Origin of the sequence: Nonomuraea dietziae, from assembly GCF_014195505.1 — a bacterium.
Classification (GTDB): domain Bacteria; phylum Actinomycetota; class Actinomycetes; order Streptosporangiales; family Streptosporangiaceae; genus Nonomuraea; species Nonomuraea roseola.
Map to the genome: position 1 here is coordinate 6865405 of NZ_JACIBV010000001.1, position 14059 is coordinate 6879463.

The 14059-nt window shown below is 70.6% G+C and carries 12 protein-coding genes; 6 read left to right on the forward strand and 6 right to left on the reverse strand.

Going from position 1 to position 14059, the window contains the following annotated elements; all coding sequences use genetic code 11:
- Positions 1–27 precede the first annotated feature (27 nt).
- Positions 28–816 (forward strand): type IV toxin-antitoxin system AbiEi family antitoxin, encoded by a 789-nt coding sequence (locus tag FHR33_RS32835; protein WP_183656010.1) that lies wholly within the window; start codon positions 28–30, stop codon positions 814–816.
- Here the strand turns inward: FHR33_RS32835 and FHR33_RS32840 are convergent, their stop codons facing one another.
- The 3 genes from FHR33_RS32840 to FHR33_RS32850 are packed head-to-tail and all read right to left on the reverse strand — an operon-like array spanning position 817 to position 2334.
- Positions 817–1227, reverse strand: a complete 411-nt coding sequence (locus FHR33_RS32840) for a PTH2-like family protein (protein ID WP_183656012.1) — start codon at positions 1225–1227, stop codon at positions 817–819.
- Positions 1228–1280: 53 nt separating this feature from the next.
- A complete protein-coding gene (locus FHR33_RS32845; RefSeq protein ID WP_183656015.1) occupies positions 1281–1598 on the reverse strand; it encodes a DMT family transporter in 318 nt (105 codons plus the stop codon).
- 4 nt (positions 1599–1602) lie between these two features.
- A complete protein-coding gene (locus tag FHR33_RS32850) occupies positions 1603–2334 on the reverse strand; it encodes an SDR family NAD(P)-dependent oxidoreductase (protein WP_183656018.1) in 732 nt (243 codons plus the stop codon).
- 85 nt (positions 2335–2419) lie between these two features.
- Between FHR33_RS32850 and FHR33_RS32855 the strand changes: the two genes are divergently transcribed.
- The gene (locus FHR33_RS32855; RefSeq protein ID WP_183656021.1) at positions 2420–2995 is read left to right on the forward strand and encodes a TetR/AcrR family transcriptional regulator; all 576 of its coding nucleotides are present in this window, start codon (positions 2420–2422) and stop codon (positions 2993–2995) included.
- 683 nt (positions 2996–3678) lie between these two features.
- Entirely contained in the window at positions 3679–4542 is an 864-nt protein-coding gene (locus FHR33_RS32860) for a helix-turn-helix transcriptional regulator (protein ID WP_312895823.1), read from the forward strand.
- Between the two features lie 137 nt (positions 4543–4679).
- On the opposite strand, the gene FHR33_RS32865 is transcribed toward FHR33_RS32860, so the two are convergent.
- Together FHR33_RS32865 and FHR33_RS52865 are read right to left on the reverse strand one after the other, a co-directional pair.
- On the reverse strand, positions 4680–6032 hold the full coding sequence (locus FHR33_RS32865) for an erythromycin esterase family protein (RefSeq protein WP_183656024.1): 1353 nt from the start codon (positions 6030–6032) through the stop codon (positions 4680–4682).
- A gap of 590 nt (positions 6033–6622) precedes the next feature.
- Complete coding sequence (locus FHR33_RS52865; RefSeq protein ID WP_312895824.1) at positions 6623–8143, reverse strand: cytochrome P450; 1521 nt, start codon at positions 8141–8143, stop codon at positions 6623–6625.
- Positions 8144–8557: 414 nt separating this feature from the next.
- On the opposite strand from FHR33_RS52865, the gene FHR33_RS32875 reads away from it, so the two are divergent.
- From FHR33_RS32875 to FHR33_RS32885, 3 genes are read left to right on the forward strand one after another with little or no spacing between them, the layout of a single operon-like run.
- Positions 8558–9262, forward strand: a complete 705-nt coding sequence (locus tag FHR33_RS32875; protein ID WP_183656027.1) for a CPBP family intramembrane glutamic endopeptidase — start codon at positions 8558–8560, stop codon at positions 9260–9262.
- 31 nt (positions 9263–9293) lie between these two features.
- Positions 9294–9632, forward strand: a complete 339-nt coding sequence (locus FHR33_RS32880; RefSeq protein ID WP_183656030.1) for a PadR family transcriptional regulator — start codon at positions 9294–9296, stop codon at positions 9630–9632.
- Positions 9629–10345 carry a DUF2812 domain-containing protein gene (locus FHR33_RS32885; protein WP_183656033.1) on the forward strand — a complete coding sequence of 239 codons (717 nt, stop codon included), beginning with the start codon at positions 9629–9631 and terminating at the stop codon, positions 10343–10345. Before FHR33_RS32880 ends, FHR33_RS32885 begins: the two co-directional genes overlap by 4 nt.
- Positions 10346–10561: 216 nt before the next feature.
- Here FHR33_RS32885 and FHR33_RS32890 read toward each other — a convergent pair whose 3' ends face one another.
- Positions 10562–13789, reverse strand: coding sequence for a glycosyl hydrolase family 95 catalytic domain-containing protein (locus tag FHR33_RS32890; protein WP_312895825.1), 3228 nt, complete (start codon positions 13787–13789; stop codon positions 10562–10564).
- Positions 13790–14059 lie beyond the last annotated feature (270 nt).

Genomic DNA, 14059 nt, shown 5'->3' on the forward strand with positions numbered 1-14059 from the left:
CGCGCGCCTCCTGGCCAGGCTGGCCTGGTGCACGCCTCCCTCCTCGACAGGGCCCGCCTGTTCACCGCCGCGGTCCCCGGCGCCATCGCCTGTCTGCGCACGGCCGCTCATGTCTGGGGCCTCAACGCCCTGAGCGAGAGCGAGGACGGGTGGCCCGTCGAGCTCGCCGTCCCGCATCCTGTGGAGGTTCCCGGCTGCGCCGTCCACGTCACCGCGCTGCCGTCGGCCGACGTGACCCGCCACAGGTCCGTCCGCGTGACCACGCCCGAACGCACCGCCTTCGACTGCGCGCGGCGGCTGCCCCGTCCCGAGGGTGTCGCCATCGTCGACCAGTTCCTGCGCCGCGGCGTCGACCACGATCGCCTCCTGCGCAGGGCCACGGGCTCGCGCGGACTCCGGGAGACGCTCGCGATGGCCGACAGGGGCGCCGCCTCCCCTCGGGAGAGCTGGCTCAGGGTCATCCTCGTCGAGGGCGGGCTGCCGCGCCCCGCCACCCAGATCCGCGTCGACCTGCCCGGCGGCAGGCTCGCCTACCTCGATCTCGGCTGGCCCGCGTTCCTGCTCGCCGTCGAGTACGACGGCCACGAGCACCACACCTCGGCCGCCGACCGCCGCCGCGATCTCGGCCGCCGCGCCGCCCTGCGCGCCGCGGGATGGCGCGTCATCCCCGTGCGCCGCGACGTGATCCCGGGGCGCGGCGCCGACGTCGTCGAGCAGGTGGCCAACGCCCTGATCGAGTGCGGATGGCAGCCCACGTCGGGCCAGGTCACCCGCATCCTCGGCAGGCTGCGCGCCGCCCGCCGCCGCAGGTGGTGATCACGGATGGAGCGGCAACCCCTTCGTCGTCCTGTCGACCGCGTTGCGCGGGCCGTAGAGGGCCAGCCCGACCAGTCGCAGGTCCTCCTCCGCCACGGCCCGCACCGCGGCCCTGTTGTCGTCGTCGTTGCCCGTCTTGAACAGCTCCTCGGTGTAGACGGCCACCCGCAGCCCGCGGGCCACGGCCCGCTCCCTCACTCCGGCCAGCCCTTCGCCGTCGGTGGCGTAGACGAGCACCGGCTGCCTGAACATCGGCAGGTACTCGTTCCCCGAGCCGTCCTCGTACGGCCGGCCGACCGTCTCGGGCTCCCCGCCCGCGACGGCGGAGGCCAGGAAGGCGGTGACGTTCAGCTTCTGCCAGGTGGCGAGGTCCTCACGGACCACGATGCCTATCTTCGTATCGAACCGCATGCCGTCCACCCTGCCCGCCCCTCCGCTCTCCGTCTTGAACGCTGGTGCGGGGTTCAGCCGTCGAGCAGCCTCAGCCCGACGACCCCGAGCACGATGAGGGCCAGGCAGGCCAGCCTGGCCGGGGCCGCGCTCTCCCCGAGGGCGACGATGCCCGCCACGGCGACCCCGACGGCGCCGAGGCCCACCCAGACGGCGTACGCCGTGCCCATCGGCAGCGATCTGAGCGCGAAGGTGAGCAGCACGAGGCTCAGCGCCGCCGCCGACACCCCGAGGAGGGCGGGCCATGGCCTGGTGAATCCGTCCGAACGCTCGAGCGCGGTGGCCCAGACGAGTTCCAGTCCTGCGGCGACGACGAGCAGCAGCCATGCCATGACGTCAGGCCGTGGTGCCCGCGTCGACGGTGACGGCGGCGCCGGTGATGTGCCTGCCGCCCTCACCGGCCAGATGGGCGACGGTGGCCGCGATGTCCTCGGGGCTGCAGTAGGTGTCGAGGGCGGTGTAGCGCCGCTCCTCCTCCGCGTCCTGGCTGTCGGCAGGGTTCATCTCGGTGTCGGTCGAGCCGGGATGCACCAGGTTGGCGGTGATGCCCCTCGGGCCGAGATCCCTGGCCAGCCCCTTGGTCAGCCCGATCAGCGCGGACTTGCTCATCGAGTAGAGGGTCCAGCCGGGATACGGCACCCGCTCGGCGAGGCTGCTGCCGATGCAGATGATCCTGCCGCCCCTGCCCATGTGCGCGGCGGCCGCCTGGGCCAGCACGAACGAGGCGCGCGCGTGGATCGCCAGCGTGCTGTCGACCTCCTCGAGCGTCACGTCCTCGAGCGGCCCGTACGGCGCGACGCCCGCGTTGCTGACCACCACGTCGATCCGGCCGAACTCGGCGACCGTCCTTTCGACCGCCGCGACGACCTGGCTCGCGTCGGACGCCTCCGCCGCCACGGCCAGCCCGCGAACACCCGCGGCCTCGATCTCCTTGACGACCGTCGCGGCACGGTCGGCCGCACGCGCATAGGTGATCACCACATCGGCGCCCTCGGCGGCCAGCCTGAGGGCGATGGCGGCCCCGATGCCGCGGCTTCCTCCGGTGACCAGCGCGACTCTGCGTGTCATGACGTCCTCCGTATACGGAATAGGTTCCGCTTGCACGATAAACCGGAACGTGTTCCGCTTGCAAGGCTTTCAGTAGGCTGTCTCCGTGGAGGCCGTGACCAACCCGCGACGCGAACGCGTCGACGCCGCGCGCAACCGGGCGAAGATCCTGGCCGCAGCGGCCGAGATCGTCTCCGTCCACGGCGTGGAGGGACTGGCGATGGCCGAGGTCGCCGCCGCTGCGGGGGTGGGCGTCGGCACGCTGTACCGCAGGTTCGGCGACCGCTCGGGGCTGGCGTACGCGCTGATCGACGAGAGGGAGCGCGAGTTCCAGTCGGCTTTCATCCAGGGCCCGCCACCGCTCGGCCCGGGAGCCGACCCGGCGAGCAGGATCCGCGCCTTCCTGCACGCGCTGACGGACCGCACGGTCGAGCAGCTCGACCTGCTGCTGATGGCTGAGACGGCGAGCCCTTTCGCCCGGTTCGGCGGCGCGTACGACGGCTACCACGCGCACCTGTCGATGCTCATCGGCCAGGCGGATCCGACGGCCGACGCCTATGTCCTGGCCGATCAGCTGCTGGCGCCGTTGGCGGCTTCCCTTCTGGCACACCGCCTGCGCACCTGCGGGGTGACCGTCGACCGCGTCAAATCCGCCCTCGACCAACTCCTCCCGCTCCGCTGACACCTCTCCCGGCGTGCGGGTTCGGCTGCCTGGCCTGGCTCTCTTTCGGCGTTTGCGTCCTTGCTCGGCCTCCTTCCGGCCCGCCGGTTCGACCACCTGGTCTGGTTCTCTTCCGGCGTGCGCGTTCGGCTGCCTGGCTCGGCTCTCTTTCAGCGCGCCGGTCGATCGCCCGGCCTGGCGCGCGCTCCAGGCGCCCCCTCGCTACGGCAAGCACCCGACAGGCCACCCCGGTCACCGGGGACCGCCCGTCCTCCACGCCCCTCCAGCGCGGCCCCTGATCCACCGAGACGTCAGCTCCTTCAACGTCTCCTTCGCACCCCGCCTGGCCGCTTCCGGGCGCCTTCGTCCGGCGTGCCCCGCCTGACTTCCCGCCCGGCACGTCCGCGTCGCGTAGGAGGCCTCGGGGGTTCGCGGGCGTCCTGACTCTGCCACCCCTCGCTCCCGCCCCCGGCGTCATCCCGGGTAGTTCTCTGCCTCCGCCGTCCTCTCGGGCGGTTCCCCTGCCTTTGGCGTGCTCCCGGGTGGTTCCCGCGCTCGCCTTGGCGTCGGAGTGTCGGCCGTTATCCGTGTCCGAGGTCGGCTGTCACTACACACTGCGGCTGGGCCGCTTCCCGAGGACGCCTCGGTGGCTGCACTGCCCGCGCGAAGCGCTGGTGGGTTGCTGGGATGGTGAGAATGGGAGGGTGACGCATGACTGGTCCCGCTACTGGCGCTCTCCCGACAGGCCGTTGGAAGCCATGCACGCCCACTTCGTGCGCCACGTCTACCACCGCCACAGCCACGACACCTACAGCTTCGGCGTCACCGAGGACGGCGCCCAGGCCTTCAAGTGCAGGGGCTCGGCACACACCAGCGCCGCGGGCATGGTCATGGCGTTCAACCCCGACGACCCGCACGACGGACACGCCGCCGACCAGCTCGGGTTCACCTACCGGATCCTCCACATCGGCACGGAGCTGGTGGCCGACGCGTTGGAGGACACCACGGGCCGCCGTACCGGGCTTCCCCTCTTCGCCGAGCCCGTCCTGGACGATCCGCTGCTCGCCCGGTCACTGCACGCCCTCCATCTCGCCCTGCTCGGCGGCGCCTCGGCCCTGCGCCGCGACGAGCTGCTCAGGGCGACGCTCGCGGCGATGGCACGCAGGGGCAGCAGGTCTTTCGGCACCGTGGACGCCCGCCGTCCGGCTGCCGGCGGCACCGCGCTGATCGCCGAACGGGTAAGGAGCCGCCTGAACGACTCCCACCTCGACGACCTCACCGCCACCGACCTGGCGGAGTCGGCGGGATGCAGCCGTTTCACCGTCTACAGGGCCTTCCACGCGGTGTACGGGATGGCCCCGAGCGACTACCAACGCCAGCTCAGACTCCGTACGGCCCGCCGCCTGATCGCCGAGGGCCTCCCGTTGGGGGAGGTCGCGGCGCAGGCGGGTTTCGCCGACCAGAGCCACCTGACCCGCTGGTTCACGCGAACGTACGGCGTCACTCCCGGCGCCTACCGAGAAGCCGCCCATCCGGAACCCTTTCGCGAGGTCACCGGAGGCGGATGATGCCGCAGGCGAGCCCCAGCCGACCCTGGTGGAGGCCGGCTTCGTGGCCGTCCTCCACCAGGGCAGGGGAGGTCGATGGCGCCCCGCGACGCCGAGGGCCGGGTGGGCACCAGGGCGGCTCACGCTGGAGCCAGCCGTCACGGCTTCGGCTGGTCGGCCTCCCGGACGTCGTGGAGGTGGATGAGGACGTCGAAGGAGCGGGCGATCGCGAGGTTGGCGGGCGGGAAGGGGTACTGCGTGCCGATATTGCGCGTGGGGCGGGTGACGTCCAGCCAGGTGCGCGCCGCGGCCGGAGCGTCGCGGATGTCGAGGTAGTAGTCCCGGTAACGGACCTTGTCGAGGGTGTGCTCGTTCATGCCGGGCTCGGCCGCGCCCACGGTGAACTTCTTCCAGTCGCCGCTGAGAGCGGCGTCCTTCGACAGGAAGGAGCCCTGGTTGAAGGTGAAGCCGATGGGGAGGTACTTCCTGCCCAGTGTGTCGCGCAGGTACGCCCCTTGCGTCTTGGGGTACAGCGTGGGCTCACCGGCGGCGTACCCGACGTGGTCGTTCTGCGCCGACAGCAGCATCTTGTCGCCGGTGCGCCGCTGCCACCAGGCGGTGTTCTCGGCCATCACCTGGTCGCGGTAGCGCTGCGCGACGGGCAGCGCGGCCTTGTCGGTGAGGTCGAAGGCGAGGAACGTGGCCGTCTGGGCGATGGATCGGGCGTTCTGGACCGCGAGCTCGAACTCGCTTTCGTCCGGGCCCTTCCGGCTGCTGACCAGATCCAGGGCCTGCCGTGCCTTGGCGGCGAGCCGCTGCCGTTCCGCGAGGGGCTTGCCCAGGTAGGCGAACACGTCGTCGATCGGGCGCAGACCCGCGTAGAGCCGCGTGAGGTGCGGCAGCGACTCCGGGTGGGTCCGCTGCACGTAGCTGGTCACCCGGTTGAAGAAGTCGTCGCTCAGCTTGGGGGCGCCGATGTCGTCGCCCATGAAATGGACCGTGCGGCCAGGGTGGCGGCGGTTGTGCTCCCGCATCCACTCGATGAGGCTCACGAACTCCTCCCGGTCCCACGGCGATCCGGCCAGCGCCGCTTTCGCGATCTTGCGTGCGTCGCCCTTGCCGGTCTGGAGGTACTCGTCGATCTCGAGCCCCGCAGACCAGCTCAGCTCCAGGGCGAAGGTGGTGAAGCCCTTCTCCTCGACGAGGTAGCGGAAGACCCGCTCCTTCATGGTGAAGAACTCGTGCGAGCCGTGGGTGGCCTCACCAAGGCCGACCACCTTGGCGTCGCCGATCATCGCGCCCAGAGCTCGCAGGTCGGCCGTGTTCCTCCCGGGCTCGGTCGAGCGCAGCTGGTGCGCCGCCTGCTCCAGTGCGCGGACCGGGTTCTGCCTCCCGCCGACCGTGTCGGACAGGGCCGCCTGAGCCGCCACGGGGGCGAGGACCGCTCCCATCGCGATCACAGCCGTCGCCACCAGTCCCCGACGGCTGATGTGCTTCCGGTCCCTAGCCATGCTGATTACCTCTTCACTTTGCCTATTGCCATTCGGGAAGGACTCAGACCTCGCGGTCAGCTCCATGCATCGACGACAGTACGGCGACGCGACCGCGCCTCCCATGGCACTGACCAGCATCTTTGGGGTGAGGTGCGCCGGTGCGTCACGGTAGGGCGGGCCCTACCACCGGCCGCTACGAGCCGGCGAGCCTCATGGGCGGCGACGAGGTCCACATCGGTTTCCGCGCCGGCCTTCGTTCGGCGCGTTCGGCCAGATCCTCCCGTGACCCGACGACGAATGCCCGGTCGGATCCGAGCCGCGAGTGGGTGATCACGATCTGTGCGCGGGCTGCCTCCTCCTCCTCCTCCTGGGCGGGCGGCTGTCGGATCTCATCGGCCGCAGGCGGAGTCACGATCGGGCCGGCCGTCCGTCTCCAGCAGGCCCGTTCGGAGACGATGCCGGCCAGGGCGGCCCGATCGGGCACGCGAAGCCGGCCGCGACGGTAAACACTTCATTTGGGGGTGCGGCGGAAGCGGCGGCGCTATTTGCTCCCCCAGGTCGTCGGGAACAGGACCAGCGGACACCTCGGCAGAGGCCGCCGACGAAGGTCACCGACCACCAGCCGACACCGATTTCATCAAGAAACGATCAGTCAGCCCGCCCGGGGTGCCCCCTCGCTTGGTCCCCTGAGCGGTCCATCGGTTGCTGGACCATCGGAAGCCTTCGATTGGTGCTCCCTGGGGTGGTGCGGGTGGCGCCTCTGTCTCCGCTCCCTTGGGTGGTGCGTCTGGCTCTGATCTCTCGGGCGGGTGTATCGGTTCTGGTCTCGCGGGCGGCCCCTCGAACGCTGGTCGTAGGCGGCGTTCGCGTTGCGAGGACGGGGGATGCTGCCTGGAGCTGGGCCCCGGCCGAACCCGAGGGAGGGGTCGGCCGGAGGGAGGGTTCAGCCGAGGGTGACGGGGAGGGTCTTGATGCCGTTGATGAAGTTCGAGCGCAACCGGCGGGGCCTCGCCGGTCTGCCGCATCCGCGGGAACCTCCTGGCCAGCTGCTCGAAGAGTACGCGCAGCTCGAGCTTGGCCAGATGGTTGCCCAGGCAGAAGTGCGCGCCTCCGCCTCCGAACCCGATGTGCGGGTTGGGAGACCGTCCGATGTCGAAGACCTCCGGATCGGAGAAGACCGACGCGTCCCTGTTGGCAGAGGAGTAGAAGACCACGACCTTGTCGTCGGCCTTGACCTGCTGTCCGCCCAGGGTGAGGTCGGCTGTCGCCGTACGGCGGAAGAGGTTCACCGGCGAGACCCAGCGGACGATCTCGTCGGCGGCCGTGGCGGCGAGGGAGGGGTCGGCGACCAGCCTGTCCCACTGGTCCGGATGCTCGAAGAGGGTGAGCATGCCGCCGGAGGCGGCGTTACGGGTGGTCTCGTTGCCCGCGACCACGAGGAGCAGCACGAAGAGCTCGAACTCGTTCTCCGTCAGGCTCTCGCCGTTCTCGTCGGACTGGAGGAGCTTGGTGACGATGTCGTCGCGCGGGGCGGCGCGACGCTGGGCGGCCAGTTCGGAGGCGTAGGCGTAGACCTCCATGGCCGCGGCGCCGCCCTCCTCCGGTGAGGCGGCGTAGTCGGGGTCCTGGGCGCCGATCATGCGGTTGGACCAGGCGAAGATCTTGTCGCGGTCGGCGACGGGCGCGCCGAGCAGCTCACAGATCACGTAGAGCGGGAGGGGCGCGGCGAGGTCGGTGACGAAGTCTCCTTCGCCTGAGCACTGGTCGAGCAGGTCGTCGCAGATGTCGCGGATGTGCTGCTCCAGCGCGCGGATGGTGCGCGGGGTGAAACCGCGGTTGACCAGGGAGCGCCTTCTGGTGTGCTCGGGCGGGTCCTGGTTGAGCATCATCATCCGCTGCAGCTCCCGCTGCTCCTCCGGCATCTCGTTGAACAGGGCGAGCCTGCGCGCGGAGGAGAACAGGTCGGAGTGGCGGGAGACGTGGACGACGTCCTCGTGGCGGGTGACGGCCCAGAATCCCGGCTCGCCCTCGTGCCAGTAGACGGGAGCGTGCTCTCTCAGCCAGCGCATCTGCTCGTGCGGGGGGCCGAAGGTCGCGTAGTGGTCCTGATCGACGAGGTCGATGTTCACGAGCCGTCACCTCGGGCTTGGTCAAGCGCTTGGTAGGTGCCAGGGTATGAAACCAGCGCGAGGAGGGCAAGCCCTGCGCCGTGGTGGGGGGCGCCCTCGCTGGTGGTGATGATCCGCGGCAAGCGTGCTCCTCGTGGGGACGGGTTCTCCTGGGTGGCCCGGCGTGGCGACCGGTTCCGGCGTCGGCTCTCGCGGGGCCTACCCCGACCCTCGTACGGCACGCCGCGCTCGTGGGCGGCCGGGTCGAAAACCTCGATCATGCGCGACTCCTGACTCGCTCAAGCGCTGGCGGTCCCTGCCTTTGTATGCGAGTCCTGTACGACCGTCAAGTAGCGCGGCGCTTCTAGCTAGGTTGCATTCCTAACTAGCTTGTTCTACCGTCTAGCTCGTACCGGAACTCAGGAGGTTCTCCCCATGTCGCTCGTCCTGTTCGTCGTCCTTGTGGTCCACCTCGCGGTGGTGAGCCCGCTGCTCGGCCGCCGGACCTATGCCGCTCTCCAGGCCGACCGGAGCCGCTACACGCGGACCTTCCTCGCCTGGATCGCCGAGCTGTGGGGCATGGCCGCGGTCGCGCTGCTGATCGTCGGCCTGTCACCCGACCTCGACCTCGTCGACCTGGGCCTGACGGTACCCACCGACCTGTCCACGTTCCTCGGCATGATCACCGGCCTGGTCATCGCCTCCGTGGTGGTCGCCCTCGTCATGCGGAAGTCGGGCGCGGCGATGCCGGGTCAGGCGGCGTTCGAGGCGCTCGTCCCCAGGACCGGCGGCGAGAGGTGGATGGCGGTCGCCATGTCCGTCAGCGCGGGCGTCTGCGAGGAGATCGTCTTCAGGGGGCTGCTGATCGCGATGTTCACCTCGATGGGCGCCCCCAGGCCCGTGGCCGCCGGCCTCGCGCTGGCGCTGTTCGTGGCGGGCCACCTCTACCAGGGGTGGAGGGGCATGATCATGGTCACGCTCGCCGGCTTCTCGCTCACCATGGTCTACTTCTCCAGCGGCTCGCTGGTGCTGCCCATCGTGATCCACGTCCTGGTCGACATCCGCTCCCTGCTGATGGCCAGGCCCGCCGGGCGCCCGCAGCCTCCGGTGCGCGAGGTCGTAGGTGGGGGAGCGGCGTAGGTAGCATCGCTACTATGGAAAGAGGTACGGCATGAGCGCCGACCGCCGGGCGAGCTGGCTCAAGGGCGTGCTCGACCTGCTCGTCCTGGCCAGCCTCACCGAGGGTGAGAACTACGGCTACGAGATCGCCAAGAGCCTGGCCGAGTCAGGCCTCGGCCAGATCAAGGGCGGCACGCTCTACCCGGTGCTCAACCGCCTGGAAGAGGCGGGGCTGGTCGCGGCCGAGTTCAGGGTCACCGAGCGGGGGCCGGGCAGGCGCTACTACCGGCTGACCGAGCAGGGCAGAAGCACCCTGGCCGAACAGGGCGACCTGTGGGTCGCCTTCGACAGGTCGGTGCGGTCGGTGCTGGCCAAGGGAGGCATCCAGTGAGCACCTACTTCGACGAGCTGGCCGTACGGCTGCGCGAGCGCGGCGTGCCTGAGGAGACGGTGACGGCCACCGTCGCCGACCTCACCGCGTACCTGGCGGAGAGCGGGGGCGACCCCGAGGAGGAGTTCGGCCCCGCCGCCGACTTCGCGCAGCAGCTCGGTGCCGCGCCTGCGAGTGAGAGTGCCGCCGAGTCGAGCACCTGGCGCTGGACGGCCGACATCTTCGTGGACGAGCGCCACCTGAACGAGTTCGGCGACCAGGGCTGGGAGGTCGACAGGGTCGACGCGACAGGCAGGTTCGTCAGCCACCGCGACGAGGACAACCCCCAGCGCTGGGAGTACCGTCGCGAGGTAATCGCCAGGAAGGGCAGGAAGGCCCTCGTCGAGGAGCTCGCCCCCGACGGCTGGGAGCCGTGCGGCACCTGGTTCTTCTACGAGTACTTCAAGCGGCCGAAGGCGGCGAGCCTCGGGCCGGAGGCGCAGCTGGGAGCCCCTCCCCGCGCGCCGGGGAAGGGCGTCTTCCTCAGCAGGCGGTTCTTCCTGCTGGTCGGGTTCGCGGCGGTGTGCCTGGTGGCCTCGCTGATGCTGATGATCAATGTGTCCGGCGGAGGCGCCGGGTTCGTGGTCGGTCTGCTCGCGGGGGCGGCCGGCGGCGCGCTGGTCGCTCTCGGATCGCTCTGGTTCCAGGCCCGAAGGCGCGACAGGTCCGGATGAGGGCGACGGGTCCCGATTCGCGTGACGGGCCCGGATGAAGGTGACAGATCCGGATGCGCGTACGGGTCCCGGACGAACGCGTCGCGTCCCGATGCGCGCGGCGCGGCGCCTGAGCGTGTGCGGGCAGCGCGCCCATCATGGCGAGCGCGAGGCGCCCGCCGTCCCGCCGAGCACGGCCCGGCGGGACGGGTGGAACGAGTCGTCCACGGGGTCTTTTCAGAAGGCGAGCCGCTGCCAGGTGGGGACTTCGGCTGGGGTCAGCGCACGGGCGAAGATCGCGACGCGGTCCACGGCGCCGCTGAGACGCTGGCCGCCGCCCTGGTCGGCCGCGAAGCGCAGCGGCCTGGTGGCGCAGCCGGTGATCCCGTCGGCAGGAACCTTCGCGCCGCCGATGCGCGCCCCGTCGGCGTAGACGGTGACCGTGCCGTCGCGGTCCATGGTGACGACCAGGTCGACGTAGCGGCCGGTGGGCACCCTGGCGTCGGTGGTGACGTTGAGGCCCGCGCCGATGAAGCGGACCCTGTTGTCGGGTGTCAGGTCGATCAGCACCCCGTCGTTGCCGGGGTCGCCCGAGGGCTGGGAGTCGAACAGGCGGCGGTAGCCGCTGCCCGCGACCTTGACCTCGGCCGCGAAGGAGGCCTCCTTCAGAAAGCCGAGGGTGGTGGGCGCGGTGGTCAGGTAGGTGGCGCCGTCGAGCACCAGACCGCCGTCGCCGTCGTAGGCCGCCGTGCCCGTGACGGTCGCGTCCCTGCCGTTGCCCGAGCCGTCGGCGACGGTCGTGCCGGCGGAGGGGTCCCATGCGACCAGCGGTTTGCCGGCCGACGGGACCGCGCAGGGGGCGACGGCGAGCGAGGCGGAGGCGCGGCCCGACCATGCGTCGCCCTTCACGGTCGCGGTGATCCGGGCGCTGCGCGAGCCGTCGGCGGGACCCGAGGTGACGGTGAAGGCCGCGCTGCTCGTCCTGCCCTGCGTCGTGGCGGGCAGGTGGACCGAGCCCGGCGTGGCCGTCCAGCCCTGGGGCAGCTGAAGCGTCACGTCGCCCGCGGGGACCGCGCGGCCGCCCGTGGCGGTGACGGTGACCTTGACGGGGAACGACTGTCCCGCGCCCGTCTCGGCGGGCGCCTCCAGGGCGACGCGGACCTCTCCCTTGGCGCGGTAGGTCTTCCCCGCCTCGGCGGTGAAGGTGACCGTGTCGCCGTTTCTGGTCAGAGGGACGGCCCGGCCGGCAGGGTCGAGAAGCCTGAACCGTCCGGCGAAGATCTGGTTGCGCACGGTCAGCGGCCCCGCCGACCCCGCGTGCAGCGCGATCTCGCTGGTCGCACCGTTCTTCCAGGTGGCGTCCACGGTCACGTCACCACGAGCGCGCAGTCCCTGGACGGAGCCCGTGGCCCATGCCGACGGCAGCGCGGGCAGCACGTCGACCACGCCCGACTGCGACTGCAGCAGCATCTCGGACATGCCGGAGGTGGCGCCGAAGTTGCCGTCGATCTGGAAGGGCGGGTGGGTGTCCCAGAGGTTGTCCAGGGTGCTGCCCTTGAGCTGCTCGCCCAGCATCTTGTGCGCGTGGTCGCCGTCGAGCAGTCGCGCCCAGAAGTTGATCTTCCAGGCCTTGGACCAGCCGGTGCCGCCGTCGCCGCGCGCGGTCAGCGAGACCTCGGCCGCCTTCGCCTCCTTGGATCCAGGGGCGATCTGGCGGCCGGGGTGCAGGGCGAACAGGTGGGAGACGTGCCTGTGGGTGTTGGTCGGGTCGTCCCAGTCGGACTTCCACTCCTGGAGCTGGCCCCAGCGGCCGATGCGCAGGCCGGGGTCGAGCCGCTCCATCGCCTGCCGTACCTCGGGCTCGTCGGTGCCGAGGGCGGCGGCGGCCTCCAGCACGTTGCCGAACAGGTCGCGGACGATCTGCTGCGACATGGACGCGCCGGCCGAGAAGTCGCCGTGCTCGGGGGAGTAGCTGGGGGAGACGACGAGCTTGCCGTCCCTTGGGTCGGTGTGCAGGTTGTCCACCCAGAACAGCGCGGCCTCGCGCATGACCGGGTAGACCGAGCGCAGGTAGTCGAGGTCCTTGCCGAACAGGTAGTGGTCGTACATCTGCTGGGTGGTCCAGGCCGCGGCCTCGGGGAACCAGAAGGCGGTCGACCAGTCGTGCACGCCGGTGAAGCCGAACGGGTTGGTCTCGTTGTGGACCACCCAGCCGCGTGAGCCGAACATCTCCTTGGCGGTCCGCTGCCCCGGGGCGACCAGCGCCTTGATGTAGTCGTCGTAGGACGTGGTGGTCTCCGCCAGGTTGGTCTGCTCGGCCAGCCAGTAGTTCATCTGCAGGTTGATGTTGACGTGGTAGTCGGCCGACCACGGCGGATTGGTGGAGTTGTTCCACACGCCCTGCAGGTTGGCGGGCAGCGAGCCGTCACGCGAGGAGGCGATGAGCAGGTAGCGGCCGTAGGCGAAGAACATCGCCTCCAGCGCCCTGTCGTCGGCGGAGGAGCCGCCCGTGTAGCCGGCGCGCAGCCTGTCGGTCGGTACGGAGGGCGCCTTCTGCCCGATGTCGAGCTTCACGCGGTCGAAGAGATCGGTGTAGTCCTCGAGGTGCGCCCGCCTGAGCCCGTCGTAGCCCTTCGCGACGGCGGCGTCGACCGTGGCGGTGACCTTCGCGTGCGGGTCCTCGCCCCGGTAGGTGGGGTAGGAGCCGGCGTAGTCCGTGCCCGCCGACAGCACGAACACGGCGCTGTCGGCGCCCGTGACGGTGATCCGGTCGGCTCCGTCGGTACGGCTGCCGCCGGTCGTGATGACCTGGACCTGCGACTCGAACACCATGCCGTTGTCGGCCAGCGCGCCGCGAACGGTCAGCCTGCCGTCCTTGACGGAGACCGTCTTGTCGTCGCGAGGCGACGAGGTCCGCAGCGTGAAGGAGACCTTGCCAGCCTCCGACGCGCTGAGCCTGCCGACGATCACGTTGCCGGGATGGCTGGCGAAGTACTCGCGGGCGTAGGTGACGCCGCCCGAGGTGTAACCGACCCTGGCGACGGCCTCGCGCAGGCTCAGCTCCCTCCGATAGCCGGTGGCGGCCGTGTGGCCGGTGTCCAGCCAGAGGTCGCCGAAGGTCTGGTAGGCGCCGAAACCGCTCTTGGGCTGGCCGAGCTTCCTGGCCACCGCGTCGGGCGACATCCTGCCGTCGCGGTCGATCTGCGCCTGGACCTCGGCGATCGCGCCCGGCCTCGGGCTGGTCCAGTTGCCGAAGTCGTAGCCGCCCTTGGAGCCGGGGCCGCCGGTCCACAGGGTCTTCTCGTTGAACTGCAGCTGCTCGCCTGCCACGCCGCCGAACACCGTCGCGCCGAGCGCGCCGTTGCCGATGGGCAGCGACTGCCTCTCCCAGTTGGTGGCCGGTTGGTCGTACCAGAGGGTCAGGTCGTCGGGTGGGCCGGCGGCGGCGGCCTGGGCGGCTGGCACGGGGAAGGCTCCGATCAGGAGGGCGGAGAGCAGAACTAAGGCGCGGGGTACGGCCAACGAATCCTCCGGTGAATCGGGGGTGTCCGCCAACTAGGTAGCACCTGAAACGCGGTGGTAACAAGGGTTCAGCTCCGATGTTTGGCGTGGGTGATCGTTCACATACGACAAAGAACACCATCTGGCCAGGTCACGGATCGGATGTATCTGCAGAGGACTACTTGACAGCGACTCGACGGCGCACGAGCATCAGGAAGCAAGACATCCGATGTA